This window comes from Paraburkholderia tagetis (genome assembly GCF_022213065.1).
Lineage (GTDB): Bacteria > Pseudomonadota > Gammaproteobacteria > Burkholderiales > Burkholderiaceae > Paraburkholderia > Paraburkholderia tagetis.
This window is the reverse complement of record NZ_JAKLJA010000039.1, coordinates 17,676-37,925: the sequence shown is the minus strand read 5'-3', so window position 1 is coordinate 37,925 and position 20,250 is coordinate 17,676. Positions and strand designations below refer to the sequence as shown.

At 61.9% G+C, this 20,250-nt stretch carries 15 protein-coding genes; 9 read left to right on the top strand and 6 right to left on the bottom strand.

The window, feature by feature from the left end; translation table 11 throughout:
- Positions 1–88 precede the first annotated feature (88 nt).
- From L5014_RS30595 to L5014_RS38875, 3 genes are all read left to right on the top strand, one after another.
- Positions 89–1,594 (top strand): M81 family metallopeptidase, encoded by a 1,506-nt coding sequence (locus tag L5014_RS30595; protein WP_238467534.1) that lies wholly within the window; start codon positions 89–91, stop codon positions 1,592–1,594.
- Positions 1,595–2,225: 631 nt separating this feature from the next.
- Positions 2,226–3,704, top strand: coding sequence for a M81 family metallopeptidase (locus L5014_RS30590; RefSeq protein WP_238467533.1), 1,479 nt, complete (start codon positions 2,226–2,228; stop codon positions 3,702–3,704).
- 247 nt (positions 3,705–3,951) lie between these two features.
- Complete coding sequence (locus tag L5014_RS38875) at positions 3,952–4,353, top strand: DUF3331 domain-containing protein (protein WP_338019357.1); 402 nt, start codon at positions 3,952–3,954, stop codon at positions 4,351–4,353.
- Between the two features lie 23 nt (positions 4,354–4,376).
- On the opposite strand, the gene L5014_RS30580 is transcribed toward L5014_RS38875, so the two are convergent.
- The 4 genes from L5014_RS30580 to L5014_RS30565 all read right to left on the bottom strand — a co-directional run bounded on the left by L5014_RS30580 (position 4,377) and on the right by L5014_RS30565 (position 10,118).
- A complete protein-coding gene (locus L5014_RS30580; protein ID WP_238467532.1) occupies positions 4,377–5,288 on the bottom strand; it encodes a bestrophin family protein in 912 nt (303 codons plus the stop codon).
- Between the two features lie 27 nt (positions 5,289–5,315).
- Positions 5,316–6,323: a cytochrome d ubiquinol oxidase subunit II gene (gene cydB / locus L5014_RS30575; RefSeq protein ID WP_238467531.1), complete on the bottom strand. Its 1,008-nt coding sequence runs from the start codon at positions 6,321–6,323 to the stop codon at positions 5,316–5,318.
- A gap of 4 nt (positions 6,324–6,327) precedes the next feature.
- Positions 6,328–7,716 carry a cytochrome ubiquinol oxidase subunit I gene (locus tag L5014_RS30570; RefSeq protein ID WP_238467530.1) on the bottom strand — a complete coding sequence of 463 codons (1,389 nt, stop codon included), beginning with the start codon at positions 7,714–7,716 and terminating at the stop codon, positions 6,328–6,330.
- 128 nt (positions 7,717–7,844) lie between these two features.
- Entirely contained in the window at positions 7,845–10,118 is a 2,274-nt protein-coding gene (locus tag L5014_RS30565) for an FdhF/YdeP family oxidoreductase (RefSeq protein ID WP_238467529.1), read from the bottom strand.
- Between the two features lie 386 nt (positions 10,119–10,504).
- On the opposite strand from L5014_RS30565, the gene L5014_RS30560 reads away from it, so the two are divergent.
- Both L5014_RS30560 and L5014_RS30555 read left to right on the top strand, forming a co-directional pair.
- Complete coding sequence (locus tag L5014_RS30560) at positions 10,505–11,929, top strand: aminotransferase-like domain-containing protein (RefSeq protein WP_238467528.1); 1,425 nt, start codon at positions 10,505–10,507, stop codon at positions 11,927–11,929.
- Positions 11,930–11,942: 13 nt separating this feature from the next.
- Positions 11,943–13,472 carry an FAD-dependent oxidoreductase gene (locus L5014_RS30555; RefSeq protein WP_238467527.1) on the top strand — a complete coding sequence of 510 codons (1,530 nt, stop codon included), beginning with the start codon at positions 11,943–11,945 and terminating at the stop codon, positions 13,470–13,472.
- Positions 13,473–13,536: 64 nt separating this feature from the next.
- Here the strand turns inward: L5014_RS30555 and L5014_RS30550 are convergent, their stop codons facing one another.
- On the bottom strand, positions 13,537–13,683 hold the full coding sequence (locus tag L5014_RS30550) for a hypothetical protein (protein ID WP_238467526.1): 147 nt from the start codon (positions 13,681–13,683) through the stop codon (positions 13,537–13,539).
- Positions 13,670–14,635 carry a LysR family transcriptional regulator gene (locus L5014_RS30545; RefSeq protein WP_238467564.1) on the bottom strand — a complete coding sequence of 322 codons (966 nt, stop codon included), beginning with the start codon at positions 14,633–14,635 and terminating at the stop codon, positions 13,670–13,672. Before L5014_RS30545 ends, L5014_RS30550 begins: the two co-directional genes overlap by 14 nt.
- 305 nt (positions 14,636–14,940) lie before the next feature.
- Between L5014_RS30545 and L5014_RS30540 the strand changes: the two genes are divergently transcribed.
- From L5014_RS30540 to L5014_RS30525, 4 genes are all read left to right on the top strand, one after another.
- Entirely contained in the window at positions 14,941–16,086 is a 1,146-nt protein-coding gene (locus tag L5014_RS30540; RefSeq protein ID WP_274389577.1) for an acyltransferase family protein, read from the top strand.
- A gap of 157 nt (positions 16,087–16,243) precedes the next feature.
- On the top strand, positions 16,244–17,146 hold the full coding sequence (locus tag L5014_RS30535) for a LysR substrate-binding domain-containing protein (RefSeq protein WP_238467524.1): 903 nt from the start codon (positions 16,244–16,246) through the stop codon (positions 17,144–17,146).
- Positions 17,147–17,314: 168 nt separating this feature from the next.
- Positions 17,315–18,643, top strand: coding sequence for an MFS transporter (locus L5014_RS30530; protein ID WP_238467523.1), 1,329 nt, complete (start codon positions 17,315–17,317; stop codon positions 18,641–18,643).
- Between the two features lie 11 nt (positions 18,644–18,654).
- Entirely contained in the window at positions 18,655–19,890 is a 1,236-nt protein-coding gene (locus tag L5014_RS30525) for a metal-dependent hydrolase family protein (protein WP_238467522.1), read from the top strand.
- The last annotated feature ends 360 nt before the right edge of the window (positions 19,891–20,250 follow it).

Sequence of the window (20,250 nt, the reverse complement as noted above, 5' to 3'; positions counted from 1 at the left end):
GTGCCTGGCCCACGTAAGGAACCTCATCGATGCAAGTTCAGGAATCGACTCGTGACGCCGCGACGGGCGCGGCCGCAGGGGACGCGGCATGAAAATCCTCATCGCCCGCATGAATCACGAGACCAACACGTTCTCGCCGGTCGCGACGCCGCTGGCCGCATTCGGCGGCAACGGCCCCGCATGGCGCGAGGACGCCTACCGCGAGAACAAGGGCATGCGCACGGCCATGTCGGCGTTCATCGACGCGGCCGAGCGTGAAGGCGCGCAGATCGTGACGCCGGTGTCGGCCTCGGCGAATCCGAGTGGACCGGTGGCCGCCGCCGCATACGATGCGATCTGCGCTGCGATCGTTGCGGCCGCACCCGGTTGCGACGCCGTGATGCTCGACCTGCACGGTGCGATGGTCGCCGAGCAGACGCCGGACGGCGAAGGCGATTTGCTCGAACGCGTGCGCGCCGCGCTTCCCCGTGCGCCGATTGCGGTTGCACTCGATCTGCATGGCAACGTCACGCAGAAGATGATCGACAACGCGGACGTGATCGTGAGCTTCAAGACTTATCCGCACGTGGATATGTACGAAACCGGCGAACACGCCGCGCGCCTTTTGCTTGCGCGTATCAAGGGGCAGGCGCATCCGGTGCTCGCGTGGCGGCAGCCGCCGCTGCTCACGTCCACGCTGCGCAGTTCGAGCGCCGATGGCGCGATGCGCCGCGCCATCGAGGCCGCGCGTGCCGCCGAAGCCGAGGGCATGCTGGCCGTTTCTGTGCTCGCGGGCTTCTCGCTCGCGGATATTCCCGCGCCGTGCATTAGCGTGGTGGTTGTGGGTGACGGTGATGCCACGGCGGCTGAAGCGGTCGCTGAACGTATCGCACGGCAGATCTGGGATGAACGCAGCGACTTCGTTTATCGCAGCCCGCCGCTTGCGGAATCGGTTGCGCATGCGGCGCAGCTCGCTCGGGAAGCGCAGGGCACGCACGGTACAGGCAAGCCAGTGCTTTTGCTCGATCACGGCGATAACTGTATGTCGGGCGGTACTTGCGACACGATGGATTTGCTTGAAGTGGCGCTTGCGCAGGGGCTCACGGGGATGGTGAGCGGTCCGCTGTGCGACCCTGAGGCCGTTGCCGCGTTGATCGAAGCGGGGGTGGGCGCGCGGGTGACGATTGGCATTGGGAATAAGCTCACGCGTGAAGGTGCTGCGGCGCGCGCGCCGTTTATGGCTACGGGTGTCGTGCGGGCTATCACCGATGGGGAATATGTGATTACCGGGCCGACTTATACCGGGCAGCGCGCTTATATGGGGCGTGCGGCGGTGCTTGATATTGGTGCGGCCACGCTGGTTGTTACCGAGCGTACGCATGAACCCTGGGATCTGGGTGTGTTTGAGAGCGTGGGGGTCGATCCGCGTCGTGCTCGCTTTTTGTTGCTTAAATCGCGCATGTATTGCAGGCCGGTGTTTGTGCCGATCGCGGCGGGGCTCGTTGAATGTGATAGCCGAGGTGTTACTGGGTCGGATTATGGGCTCTATCGGTATACGCGGCTCTTGCGGCCTGTTTTTCCGGTTGATGATGGTTTTATTTGGCGTGCTGGTTAAATGCGTGGTTTATTTGGGTTTTTCGCGTTTCCTTGTTTTCGTGTCGGTCTGCCTGGGTTGCCCCTGTGCGGGGCGGCACCTACTTTTCTTTGCAGCGGCAAAGAAAAGTAGGCAAAAGAAAGCCGCTCAAACCGCTAGTGTGACGCAGTGGACCACTTGCCTTTAATCGGAGCGGTTCCGGAGCGTCTGTCACCACGCGCCGCACAACGGAGTGACTAAGGACTCATCCCTCCGGCGGCGCTTCGCGCGCCGTGGGGCATAATCCCAAACCAGAGGAATGCATACGAATTGATGCAGCGCACGCGTATTCGAGTACCCAGGCAGCACGCCTGGTTTCCCATGCATACCCGACCGCTGCGCGCGTAGCGAGCAGCGGGATGAATGAGTCCTTTGTCACTAACGTTGAATGTGCGAGGTGACGGATGCCCCGGAACCGCTCCGATTAACGGCAAGAGGTGGACGGCGTCACACTGGCGGTTTGAGCCGCTTTCTTTTGCCTACTTTTCTTTGCGGCTGCAAAGAAAAGTAGGTGCCGCCCCGCACAGGGGCAACGCTAATAGACCGACACGAACACAAGGAAACGCGCAATCTCATAACCGACCCAAGACAGCCCAAAAAAGGAGAGACAACCATGCATTTACTCCTCGCGATGTTCAAACACGAAACCAACACATTTTCTCCAGTACCGACCCCATTCGAACGCTTCTTCCGCAAAGGGGGCGGCGCGGTAGCGGGCGATGCCGCGCTGGAGGCCTACCGCGGCACTGGCGGAGCATTAGGCGCATACATCGACGTCGCGGAACAGCTAAACGCCCAAATCACACTACCCGTAGCCGCCGACGCGTTCCCGAGCGGCCCGGTCGAAGACGACGCTTACCGCCGAATCACTGGCCTGATTCTCGACGCGGTAGCGCAAGGCGGTTACGACGGCATCCTGCTCGACCTGCACGGAGCGATGGTCACACAGTCGCTCGACGATGGCGAAGGTACGCTGCTCAAACGCCTGCGCGAGATCGATCCGCATACGCCGGTAGGCGTGACACTCGACATGCACGCGAATCTCTATGACGACATCGTTAAACACGCAACAGTCGTCACCGGCTATCACACCTACCCGCACGTCGACATGTACGAAGCAGGCGAGCGCGCTGCGCGCGTGATCGCCCGCACGATCGCGGGCGAGATTCGCCCGGTCATGGCGTGGGGCAACAAGCCGATGCTGCCGCATGTGATGCGTCAGGGCACCCACACGGAGCCGAACCAATCGCTGCAAGCAAACTGCATGCGATACGAGGAGCGCGAGGCGCTCGCGGCCTCGCTTTTCGTGGGCTTTCCCAATGCCGATATCGCAAACGCGGGTCTCAGCGTGGTGGTGTGCACCGACGGCAATGCCGCGAAGGCCGCCGGGATGCGCGATGCACTGCTCGATGACGCATGGCGCGCGCGCGAGCAGTTCCTTTATGCGAGCGAGCCGCTTGCGCAATCGGTGGCGCGCGCCAGGGCTTCGAGCGTCACCGGTCCGCTCGTGCTGCTCGATCATTGCGACAACACCGCCTCGGGCGGCACGATGGACACCACCGAGGTGCTCGCGGAGGTGTTGCGGCAAGACCTCGACAATGCCGTGTTTTTCGCCATTTGCGATCCGCAGGCGGTGCAGCGGGCCATTGCCACGGGTATCGGCAACGAGGTCACGCTGGAACTGGGCGGCAAGCTGCCCATGCCGGCGCTCTCCGAATCGAGCCGTCCGCTCGAAGTGTCGGCGCGCGTCAAGCTGATTTTCGACGGCATGTATCGCAATCGCGGCCCCATGTATCGCGGCGCGCTCAACAACAGCGGGCCGACCGTGGTGCTCGATACGGGCAAGGTCGAGATCGTGGTGGTTTCCGCGCACCAGGAGCCGTTCGATCTGAATTGCCTTTCTTCGGTGGGCATCGACCCGACTCAAAAGCGCTATATCGTGCTCAAGAGCCGCGTGCATTGGCGCGCCGGTTTCGGCGATCTCGCGCGCGAGGTGATCGAATGCGCGGGCGTTGGCGTGTGCACTTCCGATTATGGCAAGCTCGAATTCAAAAAGGTCCGCAGGCCGATTTATCCGCTCGACGCGCTCTGAGTGACGTGCCGTTGCCATCGCTGCCGTCATTGAGACGCCATTCTTTCCGATTCAAAGTATCGCATCGAAATTGAACACTTTCGAATTTGAGGTGCTAGCATGCAATAAACGGGGTTCGTTCTTCCGTGAGCCAGTCATCGTGTTTTTAAGCATTCTGTAAGGCATTCTGGAATACGAATCAAGGGTTAGCACGGCCGTGCGATTCCTTGAACGTGCGCATGCGAACGCAACCTTGGGGAGGCAGAAGATGCGAAAGCTCGGTGCCGTCGATGCATGGAAGCACACGCTCAGCCTGCTAAGCGGGGGCCCAGCCTCGCGCGGCAAGCACAACGACGATTCGTGCAGTCAATCGCGTCGTGCTCCGGCAAGCCCTGATCGGGCTGCCGGGCAAGCCATGCCAGCGCTGCGCGCGCATCTGGCGGTCGTGGAAACGTGGTCCGAGAATCTGGTTTCGGTGTCATGGAGCGATTCCACGAGCGGGCGATACTCGGAGCAGCCATGGCGGCTGTGCATCGCGAGAAAGGGCGGCATATGCGCGTTGACGGGCGCGAGCATCCGGCGCGGTGACCGTGTGTACAGGCCGCTCAGAAAGCTGATGTCGGCCAACGCGGGGTGGGTCGTGTTGGCATCGGCGTTAAAGCCCGTATAACTTCTATTTGAAATATCGCGCGCTCAAGTGAGTTGATATGCGCGCACCGGTTTGACCGGTTCGGGAAGCGGGCGCCCGCATAGTTCGAGCACGGTGCGCTCGATATTGCGCGTCATCGCGTCGAGCGCCAGCGCGTTCGGCGCGGTGCTGAACGGCTCGGCCACTTCGCTCGCGATGGCTTCGAGCGCGATCAGCGTATAGGAGATGAACACGCAGAGCAGGGGCGTGAAGAACTCCGTCGAATCGACCAGCCCGAACGGCAGCAATACGCAATAGGCGTAGACGGTCCGGTGCAATAGCACGTTGTAGGCAAACGGTATGGGCGTGGAAGCAATGCGCTCGCAGCCGCCTACTATCCTGCCCAGTTCGTTGACCTGCGCGTCGAACATCCAGAGCTTCGTATCGGACGTGTGGCTCCCGTTTGGCGGGCTGGCCAGTTCACGGCGAATCTCGTTGAGAATCGCAATGGGTTTGTAGGCCCGGTCGTGCAATCGTTCGGCCTGCTCGTTTCCGAGCAGGCGCACAAAATCCTGCGTGGGGTCGGTGCCGCGCAATTCATGCTTGAGCGCATACACGAACCCAATGAGTTGCTGGGCCATGCGCAAGGTATCGCGACGCTCCGGGATATAGCAAAGCGCTTGCGACGTGAGCGCTCGCGCGGCGTTCAGCAGGCTTCCCCACAAATGGCGCGCCTCGTTGAATCGCTCATAGCTGGCGTTGTTGCGAAACGCCAGAAAGATTGCGAGCGCCACGCCGAATAGCGTGAAGGGAGCGGTATTCAGCGGGATCTTCTCGCCGAATACGCGCCCGTGCGTAAATACGGCGAGACTGCTCACGACCGCCATGAATATCAGTTGCGGAATGATCGATTGCAGCACCGAACCATTCCATATGAACAGCAGCCGAAACCAGTTCTCCCTGGGCCTCACAATCATGATGTGCTCTTCTTGTGTAATGAATTTTTAGTGATAGCCCGGGTCTCCTTCGCGAACCTTGCCGCGGAATACGCGATATTGCATGGCGTTGTAGACGAGAATGACCGGCAGCACGATGGCCGTGCCCACGAGCGTGAAGAGCTGGCTCGAATGGCTCGACGAGGCTTCCCAGATCGTCAGCGACGGCGGAATGATGTACGGCCAGATGCTGATGACGAGCCCGGTGTAGCCGAGAAAGCAAATCGCCAGCGTGAGCAGGAAGGGCATGGCTTCGTGCTCGAGCCGCACCGAGCGGAAGATGCACGCGACGCACACCAGCACGAGAATGGGCACCGGCAGGAACCAGCCAAGATTGCCGCTCGCAAACCAGCGCTGCTCCACGGCCGGCAGGCCCAGCACCGTCCACAGGCTCACCACGCCAATGGCGCCCAGCAGCACGGCGGTGAGCGGCCGCATGAGTACGCGCATCTTGCGCTGCAATTCGCCGTCGGTCTTGAGAATGAGCCAGCCGCAGCCGAGCGCCGCGTAAGTAATCAGAACCCCAAATCCGCAAAACACGCTGAACGGCGAGAACCAGTCGAACGGGTCGCCCGCGAACTTGTCGTCGACGATCTTGATGCCTTGCAGCAGCGAGCCCAGCACGATGCCCTGGCACATGGCCGCGAGCGCCGAGCCGCCGATGAACGCGAGGTCCCAGGCGTGCTGCGTGCGCGTGGCCTTCGCGCGCAGTTCGAACGCAGCGCCACGGAAAATCAGACCCACCACCATGAGTATGAGCGGCATGTAGTTGGCCGGCAGCAGCGTCGAATAGACCACTGGAAATGCGCCATAAAGGCCGGCGCCGCCGAGCACGAGAAATGTCTCGTTGCCGTCCCAGACCGGCGCAACGGTATTGAGCATCACCTCGCGCTCGCCTTTGCCTTCGAAGAAAGGAAACAGCAAGCCAATGCCAAGATCGAAGCCGTCGAGCATCACATAGATGAAGACGCCGAGTCCGATAATGGCGGCCCAGATAACGGGAAGATCGATTTGCATGGCGTCACTCCTCAGACACGGCGTCGAGCGCACGGTTGTGCAACCCGGGATACTTCAGCGATTCACGGCTTTCGACGCCGTGCGCAGGGCCTTTTTTCATCAACTTCAACATGTAGTAGACGCCCGTGCCGAACACGAGGAAATACACGATCACGAGTATCAGCAACGAAACGCCGGCCTGCTGCGCGCCGATGGGCGATACCGAATCCACGGTGCGAACGATGCCGTACACGGTCCACGGTTGGCGGCCCACTTCGGTTGTGATCCAGCCGGCCAGCAGCGCCAGGATGCCGGACGGCCCCATGCAAAAGACGAACCATTGATACCAGCGCGTTTCATAGAGGCGCCCGCGCGGGCGCAGCCAGAGACCCAGCAGCGCGACCAGCAGCATCAGCATGCCGAGCCCGGCCATGAGGCGGAAAGTCCAGAACACGATGGGCGAATACGGGCGGTCTTGCGGCGGAAATTCCTTGAGACCGCGAATCTCGCCATTCCAGCTATGCGTGAGAATCAGGCTGCCCAGATGTGGAATCTTGATGGCGTAGCGCGTGACTTCCGCATTCATATCGGGCAGGCCAATGAGATTGAGCGACGTGCCGCCATGCTCGGTTTCCCACAGCCCTTCGATTGCCGCAATCTTGGCCGGCTGATATTCACGCGTATTCAGGCCGTGCGCATCGCCCACGAGAATCTGCACCGGAGCCAGCACCAGTAGCATCCAGAGCGCCATCGAAAAGCTGCGCTTGACCGGCACGTCGCGCCGTCCGTGCAGCAGGTGCCAGGCGCCGCATGCCGCCACGATGAACGCCGCGACGATAAACGCGGCTATTGTCATGTGCACGAGCCTGAACGGAAACGATGGGTTGAAGATCACCTTGAACCAGTCCACCGGCACGATGCGGCCGTTCTCGATGGCGTAGCCCTGGGGCGTCTGCATGAAACTGTTGGACGAAAGAATCCAGAAGGTGGAGATCAGCGTGCCGACGGCCACCATCAGCGTCGCGAAGAAGTGCGCCTTGGGGCTCACGCGATTCCAGCCGAACAGCATGACGCCGAGAAAGCCCGCTTCGAGAAAGAAGGCCGTCAAGACTTCATAGGTGAGCAACGGCCCCGTGATATTGCCGGCGATGGTCGAAAAGCCGCTCCAGTTCGTGCCGAACTCGTAGGCCATCACGACGCCCGAGACCACGCCCATGCCGAAGCCCACGGCGAAGATCTTGGACCAGAAGCGGTACATGTCCTTGTAGGCCACGTCGCCGGTCAGCAGCAGGCGCCATTCGAGCACGGCAAGAAAGCTCGCCATGCCGATGCTGATAGCGGGAAAGACGATATGAAACGAGACCGTGAACGCGAATTGCAGCCTGGCGAGATGAATTGCGTCGAAGATTTGCATGATGGGTCGGTGCTCCAGGTTGCATTAGCGTGCGGGAAACAATGTCCGGCCGGGAAAATCACGGTCCGGCCGGACGGACGCGAGTGCGCAGCGCTTTGGTGCGCTTCAGCGTGCCGCGCGGTGCAGGGTCAGGCGGCAGCGCGCACGACGCGTACCGGCACGGACTTGTACGACGGCGTGCCGCTTTCCTTGTCGATGTAATCGAGCGGCACGAGCACGTTCGCTTCCGGGTAGTACGCCGCCACCGAACCCTTCGCAATGCTGTAGACGATTGCCGTGAGGTTCGCGAGACGCAGCGTGCGGCCTGGGGTGAGCGTTTCGATGTCGACCTTGTCGCCTTGCTCGATGCCTTTTTCAGCCATGTCCTCTTCGTTCATGAAGAGCACGTCGCGTCGCCCGAAGACGCCGCGATAGCGGTCGTCCATCGCGTAGATCGTGGTGTTGTACTGGTCGTGACTGCGGATCGTGATGAGCCGCAGCACGTCTTGCGCGCCGAATACGTCGGCGTCTTCCTTCACGCCGCCATAGACCGAGAACATGGCCTTGCCCGAAGGCGTGTGCCACTGGCGCTCGGTGGGCGGAAGCGGCAGACGGAAACCGCCCGGCACGCGAATGCGCGCGTTGAAGTCTTCGAAGCCCGGCACGGTTCTTTCGATGAGGTCGCGGATTTTGTCGTAATCGGCGATCAATTCCATCCACGGCACCTTGCTTTCGGGGAGCGCCGCGCGCGCCATGCCGGCCACGATGGCGGGCTCGGAGCGCAGGTGCTCGGAGGCGGGCGTGAGCTTTCCGGCCGACGCGTGGACCATCGACATGGAGTCCTCCACCGTGATCGACTGTCTGCCGCTGGTTTGCATGTCGAGCTCCGTGCGGCCCAGGCACGGGAAAATATAGGTTTCCTTAGAGACTAGCAAGTGCGTGCGATTGAGCTTGGTGCCAATATGCACGCCAAGGTCGAGTCCGGCCATGGCGGGGAAGGACTGCCCGGAATCCGGCAGCGCGACCGCGAAGTTTCCCCCAAGGCAGATCAGCGCGCGGGCCTTGCCGTCGATCATCGCCTGCATGGCCTGAACCGCGTCGTGTCCGTGCCAGGACGGCGGCGTGAAACCGCACGCGTCTTCAATCAGCTTCAGGAATGCTTTCGAAGGCTTTTCAGTAATGCCCACCGTGCGGTTGCCCTGCACATTGGAGTGGCCGCGCAGCGGGCAAATACCGGCGCCAGGCTTGCCGAAGTTGCCGCGCATGAGCAGCAGGTCGGCAATCAGCCGCACGTTCGCCGTGCCTTTGTTGTGCTGGGTGACGCCCATGCCGTAGGTCACGATGGTCGCGTTCGACTTCGCATAGGCGATCGCAACGTGCTCGAGATCGGGCCGCGTGAGGCCGCTCGCTTTTTCGATGTCGTCCCATGAGGTGGCTTCGAGGTCCGCTGCGAATGCATCGAATCCCTGCGTATGCGTGGCAATGAAGGCCTTGTCGAGCACGTTGCCTTGCTCGGCTTCCATCGCGAGCAGCGCCTTCATGATGCCCTTGAGCGCGGCTGCGTCGCCGCCCGCGTCGACCTGGAAATACGTCGAGGCGATGCGCGTCGAGCTGAAGGTGGCCATCTCGAACATGCTCTGCGGGTCGGCGAAGCGTTCGAGCGCGCGCTCGCGCAGCGGGTTGAAGACGATGATGGGCACGCCGCGCCGCGAGGCCTCATGGAGCGTCCCCATCATGCGCGGATGGTTCGTGCCCGGGTTGTGGCCAATGGCGATGATGAGTTCGGTGGTGTCGAAGTCTTCGAGCGAGACCGTGCCCTTGCCGATGCCGATCGATTGCGGCAGCCCCACGCTAGTAGGCTCGTGGCACATATTCGAGCAATCGGGGAAATTGTTCGTGCCGTATTCGCGGGCGAACAATTGATACAGATACGCGGCTTCGTTCGACGCGCGCCCGGACGTGTAGAACTCGACCTCGTCCGGCGAAAGCGCGCGCAGAATCTCGCCGATGCGTGCAAACGCGTCTTCCCAGTCCACGGCGCGGAATGTGTCGGTCGCGCGGTCGTAGACGAGCGGGTGCGTGAGCCGGCCCATGTCTTCCAGTTCGAAATCGGTCTTCTGGAGCAGCGAGGTGACGGTATTGGCGGCGAAGAACTCGGGCGGCACGCGTTTGGTCGTGGCCTCCCAGGTCACGGCCTTGGCGCCGTTCTCGCAGAACTGGAAGGTCGAGCGGTGCTCCTTGTCGGGCCATGCGCAGCCGGGGCAATCGAACCCGTCGGGCTGGTTCGTGCGCAGCAAGACGATGGGCGCCTCGATGCTTTCCATTTGCTGCCGGATGGCTTGAGCGGTCGCCCGCAGCGCGCCCCAGCCGCCAGCTGGCCCATCGTAGGGGTGGATGCCCGGCACTTCGCGTTGCTTGGTCATAGGAAACTCCGTAGTGGTTCAAACGACGCCGCTAGAAGGGCGCCGCTCTGCCTGAAATGCTTTGGTATATCCGTGACGACAAAAAGGGACAATTGGACAGCTCAAATTCTATGAGCGGGGCTGGCCGATGGGAACAGTGGACCAACCGATACTAGATATCGGATTCGATGCGAAATTCGACTCCTCCGGTATTGCCTATCGAGCCTTCGAATTGCGTGGGCTGATTCTCATCGCGTTCGGTCAGTACAAGAATAGAAGTTATTGAGCCATTGCAAGACGCACAGAGTTGCCGGCTTTTTTAGAGTACAGTTCGGCGCGTAGCCGTACACTGGAACGACTGTGCTGTGTGCATCGAGAATCAAAAAATAGACCGGGGAGAGAAGGCGGTGAAACTCTACGAGAAGCTCGCGGACGACGTTGAAACGCTCATCCGCAAAGGCGTTTATCGTCCGGGCGACCGGGTTCCATCGGTTCGGCAGGCGAGTCAGCAGCATCGCATCAGTATCACCACCGTGATTCGCGCGTATTTGCTGCTCGAAAGCCGGGGCGTGCTGGAAAGCCGTCCGCAATCGGGTTACTTCGTGAGCTTGAGAATGGCGGGGGACAAGCAGCACGCGGACGAGTTGCGCCCGACGCGGCCCATTGCCGTATCGGCCACTGTCGACGTGAGCCGCCTCGTGCTTTCCACCTTGCGCTCGATTGGCGCCGACGATGCCGTTCCGCTCGGTTCGCCCTATCCCGATCCAACGCTCTTTCCGTTCGAAAAGCTCAACCGCTATGCGTCGGCGGTCGGGCGCAACAAGGCGCTCTGGGGTATCACCAATGCGTTGCCGCCGGGTTGCCCCGATCTCGTGCGCCAAATTGCGCGGCGCTACCTGGAAAACGGCATGGCCGTGGACCCGAACGAGATCATCGTAACGATGGGCGCCACGGAGGCGATTAACCTGTGCTTGCAAGCGGTCGCCAAACCGGGCGACGTGATCGCCGTGGAGTCGCCCACGTTCTACGCGATGCTGCACGCCATCGAGCGCTCGGGCATGAAGGTCATCGAGGTGGCGACACACCCCGAGTACGGCATTGAAATCGAGGCGCTTGCGAAGATCATCGAATCGCAACCCATTGCGGCCTGCATGGTGATGCCGAATTTCCAGAATCCATTGGGCTTTCAAATGCCCGACGAACGCAAGCGCGAACTCGTCGAGATGCTCGGCAACGCGCAGATTCCCGTTATCGAGAATGGCGTCTATAACGAACTGTATTTCGGCGATTCACATCCGTCGACCTTGAAATCATATGACCAGAAGGGCATCGTGCTGCACTGCGGTTCGTTTTCGAAAAGCCTCACTGCGGCATACCGCATCGGCTGGGCTTTACCGGGCCGCTATCGCGACCAGGTCGAGAAGCTCAAATTTCTGAATACGCTCACGACTTCCGTGATTCCTCAACTGGCCATTGCGGAGTTTCTCGAGCGCGATGGTTATGAGCATCACCTGCGGCGCGTGCGCAAGAACTATGCGCAGCAGGCGAATATGATGAAGGCGATGGTCACGCGTTTTTTTCCTGCGGGCACGCGCATGTCGAACCCGGCGGGAGGCTACGTGCTGTGGGTGGAGTTGCCGGCGAAGGTCGATTCGATGAAGCTGTACCAGATGGCGCTGGAGCGCGGCATCACAATTGGTCCCGGCTATATGTTTTCGATCTCCGACATTTACCGCAATTTCATCCGGCTCAATTACAGCAGCCCGTGGTCGAGCGAGATCGAGCAGGCCATTGTCACAGTGGGCAAACTGGCAGCGTCGTGCGCGCGCTGATAAGGAGGGTGCAATGTCGAAGGATTCAACTACTGCGTCCGAACGCGACTTCACCAAGGGTGTGCCGCTGGAGGATATCGCCGACGAAGGCATATTGACTGGGCAGGTGGGCGACGAGTCCGTGCTGCTCGTGCGCAAGGGCGAGGCATTGTTCGCTGTTGGCGCGACGTGCACGCACTACGGCGGGCCGCTGGCCGATGGCCTCGTGGTGGGCGAGACGATCCGCTGCCCGTGGCACCACGCAGCGTTTTGCCTGCGCACCGGGCAGGTGGAGCACGCCCCCGCGCTCGACGGCCTCAAATGCTGGCGCGTGGAGCAGTCGGGCGGGCGAGTCTTCGTGCGCGAAGCGCAGCTTGCGGCGCCATCGGCAAAGGCAGGCCACGCGAAGGCGAAGGCGCCTGAGTCTGTCGCGATCATTGGCGGCGGCGCGGCCGCCAATGCCGCCGCCATGACGTTGCGGCGCGAGGGCTACGAAGGCCCCATCACCCTATGGAGCGCCGACGCTTCGCCGCCCTACGACAGGCCAAATCTTTCGAAGGACTATCTCGCGGGAACGGCCGATCCCGCATGGCTGCCGCTACGCTCGCCAGAGTTCTACGCGGAGCAGCGTATCGATGTGCGCTGCGGCCAGCAGGTCGTGACGCTCGATCCGGCGAATCAGGAAATCACGCTTTCCGGTGGCACGCGTGAACATTACGGCGCCTTGCTCATGGCGACCGGTGCGAAGCCCATCCGGCTCGCGGTGCCCGGCGCGCAATTACCCCATGTGATGGTGCTGCGCTCGCTGGCCGATTGCGATGCGCTGATTGCGCGCCTCGCGACGGTGCAGCGTTGCGTCGTGGTGGGCGCGGGATTCATTGGACTCGAAGCCGCCGCCGCGTTGAGAACGCGCGGTGCGCAAGTGCACGTGGTCATGCGTGGCGCGCATCCGATGGAAAGAGTGCTGGGCCCGGCATTGGGCGACATGCTGAAGAAGCTGCACGAGTCGCACGGCGTGGTATTTCACGCGGGCGCCGACGTCAGCGAAATCACGGCGAATAGCGTGAAGCTCTCGAGCGGCGACGAATTGCCCGCCGAGCTCGTGGTGGCGGGTATCGGCGTCGATCCCGAAGTCGCGCTGGCCCAGCAGGCGGGTCTCGCAATCGATCGCGGCGTGGTGGTGGATGAATATCTTCAGACCAGCGCACCGCATGTCTACGCCGCGGGCGATATCGCGCGCTGGCCGGACGTGCACACGGGCACGCGCATCCGGGTCGAGCACTGGGTCGTGGCGGAGCGCCAGGGCGCGGTCGCGGCACGCAACATACTGGGCCAGCAACGGCGCTTCGACGCGGTGCCGTTTTTCTGGACGCAGCATTACGACATCGCCGTTAATTATGTCGGTCATGCAGAGGGCTGGGATCGCGTCGATATCGACGGCGATCCCGATGTGCATGCGTGTGCCGCCACATACTGGCGCGGCAATAAGCGGCTCGCGGTCGCGACGGTGGGCCGCGACCTGGAAAACCTTCGCGCAGAGGCGGCGTTCGAAGCGCAGACGTGATATCCGGAAGCCGCCTTTTTACTTTGCTTGAGTGAGGCGGCTTCCGTTGCAGTTGCGCAGCCGCTTATTTGTGCATCATCGCCGTGACGATAAGGTGAAATGGAAGCACCAGGAGAACGGTGGCGCCCACGCCAACGCACCAGAGAATAATCATCCATTTCAGGTTGTGCAGGAAACCGCGGCGCGGGTTGGTGCGTTCAGGTTTCATCATCTGCTCCTCGCCGGAAACGTCGTTGTGCTTGATGATCGGGTTCGAACACTTCGGACACGTAGTCCTTGAGTGTATCGACGATCTTGCGCACGCGCACCGGCACCGGGCGTTGCGGACGAATCAGCAGGTTCAGCGCAAGCGCAGGCACTTCGTAATGCGGCAGCAGTTGCACCAGCTTGCCGTGCTCGATGGCATCGCGTGCGGCCGGCGCTTCGAGCACGCCAATGCCCACTCCGGCCAGCACCATTTCATACATCGGCCGCCAATGGTTGGTCTTGATGGATGTCCGGATCGCGATGCTGTCGACGATGTCCGTGCCGTTGGTGCCGTTGGTACCGTTGGTCAACGGCAACTGCTCCGCATCGAAGGCGCCCTTGACGCGAATGAAGCTGTGCTTCGCGAGGTCAACGGGTTCGACGATAGCCGCATGCCGACCCAGATAATCGGGCGACGCCACGAGCAAGCGGCCGACCTGACCGAGCGGGTAGGCGATGAACGCGCCGTCGCCAGGCTGGCCGAGTCGAAATGAAATATCCACGCCCTCGGTCACGAGATCGGCCAGCCGGTCGTTCAGCACGAGTTCGATATCGAGCCGCGGCCATGTCTCCCGGATGCGCTTGAGGCCTTCGGGCAGGACGGTTTCGCCAAAGCAATGCGGCGCGGCAATCCGGATCGTGCCTTTGACGACCTGATCCTCGTTCGACACCTCCGCGACGGCCTGCTCGACGGCGCCGAGCACCGACTTGCTGCGCTCGTGGAAGATGATGCCCTCCGGCGTGCATTGGAATGCGCGCGCGTTGCGCAGCAGCAATTGGCAACCCAGATACTTCTCCAGCCGCTCGATGCGTTCGCTTACCGCCGGCTGACCAATGTCGAGGTCGCGCGCCGCCCCGGAAATACTGCCGCGCTCCACGACCCGCACGTAGATTCGCATGGCTTCCAGCAGATTCACGTTGCGCTCCCGGGCGTGGCGGGCGGTATCGGTGGAATGCGCAGCAGTGCGCGTGAGGGTGAGGTTCGTGGACATATCGGCCCTTCCATTCATCAAGCTCCAGATTCATGTCGTCGCGTGTATTGAGGCGACGAAGCGATGATGAAAGGGTAAGGGGACAAGCACAGTCGCGAAATGCACAAATCGGGGCGGGCCGGAAGAGTACAGTTCGGCCGCGCCACGCTCGAACGAGTCGATTTATTTATGTTTTTTTTAACGACCGGCGAAGGTAGGCTCCAGCCATTCACTACCAAAAGGGGCACATCATGTCCGGAGCGTCTGCGTCCCGCGCGCCGTCGGCCAAATCGCTGAAAATCGACGCGATCCGGTTCATGGCTGCACTCTGGGTCATGCTCTATCATTTCGGCCCGCCGCCGTTCAAGGCGTTCTTTCCAGCCTCGCTGGCGAGTGTTGGCGGCGCGCTATGGTCCGGCTCCGTGTTGTTGTTCGCGGGCCCGGCCGCGGTAATCGTTTTTTTTGTTATTTCCGGTTATTGCATTCACAACGCATATCACCGCGATGCCACGCTGCGGCCCATTAATTATTTCGCATCGCGTTATGTGCGCATCGGCTTGCCGCTCGCCGTGGTTGCGCTGCTCTGCCAGCCGCTCGGCAACGCAGCCAATCTGCTGGAATCGGTGCTCTGGTCCCTTTACTGCGAGTTGGTCTATTACACGATCTATCCGCTGCTGCGCAGCCGCTTTCGCTACGTGGGGGAAATGATCGTCGGCGTGGCGCTCGCCGCCGCCGTGATGGTCTGGTATCGGCACACGCATACGCAACTCGTGTGCGCGCATTGCGTCTACGAAAACTATGGCGTGGCCGGTACTGCGTTCCTGTATTTGCCGGGCTGGCTGCTCGGCTGTCTCGTGGCCGAGATGCATCGCACCGCCATCGACGGCCGATCGAGCTTTCGCGCATCGGCGCTCACGGCAGGCATCGCGCGTTGTCTTGCGGCGGTGTCGGGCTGGCTCGCGAACCATCTGGCCGCCGCGCGCATGGCTATCGTGGCGATGGGGTCGTTCACGTTCCTGCTCGCCTCTACCTCGCACATCAAGCCTGCTTTCCTGCCGTTCATCGGGCCGGATATCACGCTACCGGTGTTCCAGTTCATTGTGGCCGCCTGGATCGCGGCGGAAACGGCCACCCAGGGTCGCAGCGTGTTCTGGCGTTATGCCGGTGCGCTTGGCGCGTGGTCGTACAGCCTGTATCTGTGCCATAAACTTGCGCTGGCTATTCTTGGCCAGACTGGGTATCCGCAGGGACAGACGCTTGCCTGGCTCGTGACGATGACCGTTGCGGTAGCAACGAGCTATGCGTTCTATTGTGCGGTCGAGCGACCGTCGCATCGGCTCGCGCATCGCCTGCGCAAATTCACGGCGAAGGTGCCTACGCGGACGGCGGTTGACTGAGTGGTGTTTCAAACCATCGACAAACCATCGACACAACGCTATTGAGCAGCGTTTTCACGAGCACGGCCTGGCGGGTGGCGCCGGTTTTTCCAAAGATGCCGCGCAGGCCCGGCGACGATCTATCATGCGGGAATTGCAATCCATGCTTGCGCCCGCCATGCGTATCACACCTCTACCGCCGCTTCCGTGTCTGGTCGCCTTCGAAGCCGCCGTGCGGCATGCGAGCTTTACGCGGGCAGCCAGCGAACTGCACCTGACGCAAAGCGCGATCAGCCGCCAGATCCAGCAACTCGAGGAATTTCTCGGGCGCTCGCTATTCGTGCGCGAGCATCGCTCGGTGCGTCTCACGATCGCGGGCGAGCAGTACGCGGCGCAGGTTCAGCGGCTGCTCGCACAATGCGCCGAAGCCACGCTCGACGTCATGAAGCATTATGGCGATCTCGAACTGACGGTCGCATGCTCCTCGGGCGTCTCGGTCCTCTGGCTTACGCCACGGCTTCCCGCTTTTATCGCGGCCCATCCAAATATCAAGCTGCGCCTGATCGTGCGCGACGGTCTCGCTTCGATGTCGCCGGCGGAATTCGATGTGGGCGTCTATTACGTGCGTCAGCAAGCGCCCGCGTCTTATACCGCGCGCCGGCTCTTTCACGAAGAGGTTTTTCCCGTTTGCTCGCCCGCCTACCTGGCGGGCCGCACGCTCGCTGCGGGCGATCTCGCCAACGAGACGCTGCTGCTGCTCGAAGACGGGCAGCGCCAGTGGATGTCGTGGCCCGAATGGCTTGGCCTGAACGGCGTGGAGATGCCCAAGGCGCCGCGTAGCATCACGATCAACCACTACCCACAAATCGTGCAGATGGCGATACTCGGCCAGGGTATCGCGCTGGGGTGGCGCTATATGATCGATGCGTGCCTGAGCGATGGCCTGCTCGTGCGCATCACGCCGGCGGCGGCCAGCCACGGCGGCGGTTACTACGTGCTTTCGCCCAACGATCGCGCGGAGAACCAGGCGGCGCGTATTTTCACACGCTGGCTGTTCGAGCAGGCCCACGCGCCAGCTTAAAAAATCACCAGCTTAAAAAAGCACCAGTTTAAATCGACGTAAATGCGTCTCGCATGCGCCCAGCGCATGCAAGCATGCGAATCTTTCGTTTCAGAAATAAGCGGGATTGTCCTTAGCATGTCGATCATGCGGGCAAGCCCCGGCTTTGATCAGAAAAAGGAGGAGACGATGCAAGGAACGCTTTCACAGAGTGCGGTGCCCTCTGTCCAGGTGGCCGCGCGGCAGCGCCGCCGCGCCGTTATCGCAACCGTGCTGGGCAACGGCCTCGAATGGTTCGACTTTACCGTCTACAGCTTCTTCGCCGTCGTCATCGCGAAGCTGTTCTTTCCAACCGGCAATGAACTGAGCTCCGTGCTGCTCACCGTGGCGACCTTCGGTGTGGGCTTCGTCATGCGCCCCGTGGGCGGCATCGTGCTGGGCGTCTACGCCGACAAGGTCGGCCGCAAGGCAGCGCTCTCGCTCACCATTTTGCTGATGGCGCTCGGCACGGCACTCATCGGCCTCGCGCCCACTTACGACCAGGCGGGCATCGCAGCGCCGTTGCTGATCGTGATCGCGCGGCTGCTGCAAGGCTTTTCCGCAGGCGGCGAAATGGGCGGCGCCACGGCGTTTCTCACCGAGTACGCCCCGCCTGAAAAGCGCGCGTACTACTCGAGCTGGATTCAGTCGAGCATCGGTTTCGCCGTGTTGCTGGGCGCGGCCGTGGGCACCTTCGTCACGACGTCGCTCGACACCCAGGCACTGTATAGCTGGGGCTGGCGCGTGCCGTTCCTGCTCGGCATTCTGGTCGGGCCGGTGGGCTACTTCATCCGCAGCCAGATGGACGAAACGCCTGCGTTCAGCGCCATGGAAGAGCAGGGCAAGGAGCAGTCGCCGCTCAAGGAAGTGCTCGAACGCTTTCCGCGCGAGACGTTCGCGAGTTTTTCGATGGTCATTCTCTGGACCGTCTGCACTTACGTGCTGCTCTTCTACATGCCGACCTACTCGGTGCGCACGCTGCATCTGCCGCAATCGACGGGCTTCTTCGCCGGCATGGTGGGCGGCCTCATGATCATGTGCTGCTCGCCCGTGGTCGGCAAGCTCGCCGATCTCTGGGGCCGCCGCGTGTTTCTCAGCGGCGCCGCGCTGGCGATCCTGGTGCTCGCGTGGCCCATGTTCGCGTGGATCAACCGGGCGCCCGGGCTCACCTCGATGCTCGTGTTCCAGATCGTGTTCGGCGTGTTGATTGCCGCCTATACCGGGCCGATCCTGGCCGCCTTCGCTGAGCTCTTTCCCACCCGGGTGCTCTCGACGGGGCTTTCGGTTGCCTACAATTTCGCGGTCACGATCTTCGGCGGCTTCGCGCCGTTCCTGATCACGTGGCTGATTGCCCGCACGGGCAGCAACATGGCGCCCGCGCTATACGTGGTCGTCGCCGCGGCGATCAGCCTGGTCGGCACGTTCTTCGTCAAGGACGTACCGCACGGCACACGGCGTGCGGACGCGGCAATTCAATAAGGATGACGAATATGTCCATGACTATAATTCAGGGCGGCAACGTGCTCGACCTCGTGCAAGGCGTGCTGCTCGAACATCATCATGTGGTAATCGAAGGCGAGCGCATCGTCGAAGTCACCGACCGCCCGGTCGACTACCCCAATGCCCGGGTGATCGACGCGCGCGGCAAGACCGTGATGCCCGGTTTCATCGACTGTCACGTGCACGTGCTCGCCTCCAGTGCGAATCTGGGCGCCAACGCCGGACAGCCGAATATCCTCGCGGCCATTCGCGCGCTGCCGATCATGCAGGCCATGCTCTCGCGCGGCTTCACGAGCGTGCGCGACGCGGGCGGCGCCGACTGGGGGCTGATGCAGGCCGTGGAAACCGGACTCGTGCCGGGCCCGCGCATTTTCCCCTCCGGCAAGGCGCTTTCGCAAACCGGCGGCCACGGCGATTTTCGCCCGCGCGGCGATCTGCTCGAACCTTGCTCGTGCTGCTTCCGCACGGGCGCGATCGCACGCGTGGTGGACGGTGTAGACGCCGTGCGCCTTGCCGTGCGCGAAGAACTCCAGAAGGGCGCCACGCAGATCAAGATCATGGCCTCGGGCGGCGTGGCCTCGCCGGTCGATCCGATCTCCAATACGCAGTACTCGGAGGACGAGATCCGCGCGATCGTTGGCGAGGCCGAAGCGGCCAACACCTATGTGATGGCGCATGCCTATACCGCGCGCGCGATTGCACGTGCCGTGCGTTGTGGCGTGCGCACGATCGAGCACGGCAATCTCGTCGACGAAGCCGCCGCGAAGCTCATGCACGAGCATGGCGCCTTTGTTGTTCCCACGCTCGTCACCTATGACGCGCTTGCGCAACACGGCGCGCAGTTCGGGCTGCCGCCCGATTCCGTGGCGAAAGTCGCAAGCGTGCAGCGCGCGGGCCGCGAATCGCTGGAGATCTATGCGAAGGCGGGTGTGCCGATGGGCTTCGGCTCGGACCTGCTTGGCGAGATGCATGGCTTCCAGTGCGGCGAATTCCGTATTCGCGCCGAGGTGCTCGGCAACCTGGAGGCCCTGCGTTCAGCGACGAGCGTGGCCGCCGACATCGTCAACATGAAGGGCGAGCTGGGCGTGATCGCGGCGGGGGCTATCGCTGATATTCTCGTGCTCGATGGCGATCCGCTCGTGGATATGGGTGTGGTGGCCAACGATGGCGAGCGCGTGGAATATGTCCTGCAACGCGGCAAGGTGGTGAAGGGCGATTCGATCTAAGTAGGGCGGTGCGCGAAGAAGCGGCGAGGCAGATAGGCTCGCCGCTTTTTTATTGCGTACACAGTCCTCTGTCCCAACGAAAAAGGAGCAATGAGTCATGTCAGATCCCGTTGTTGGGGGCGCTTTTCGCGGCAGTTTGCGCTTTGAGCGCGTTTGACGGATTGTACAATATTAGGTACAATGATCTGCGCGGTGGATGCTTCTCACACTGTCCTGTGTTCCGCTGCTACGGGCCTCCGGCTATTCGACCGCTGACTACTGAATCTTGCTTGCTGACCGCTAAATCCTGACGTCCGTCTACCGACCGCTAAATTTTGTCTATTGATCGCTAACTTTTCTTGCCGGGATCGGACAGGATCC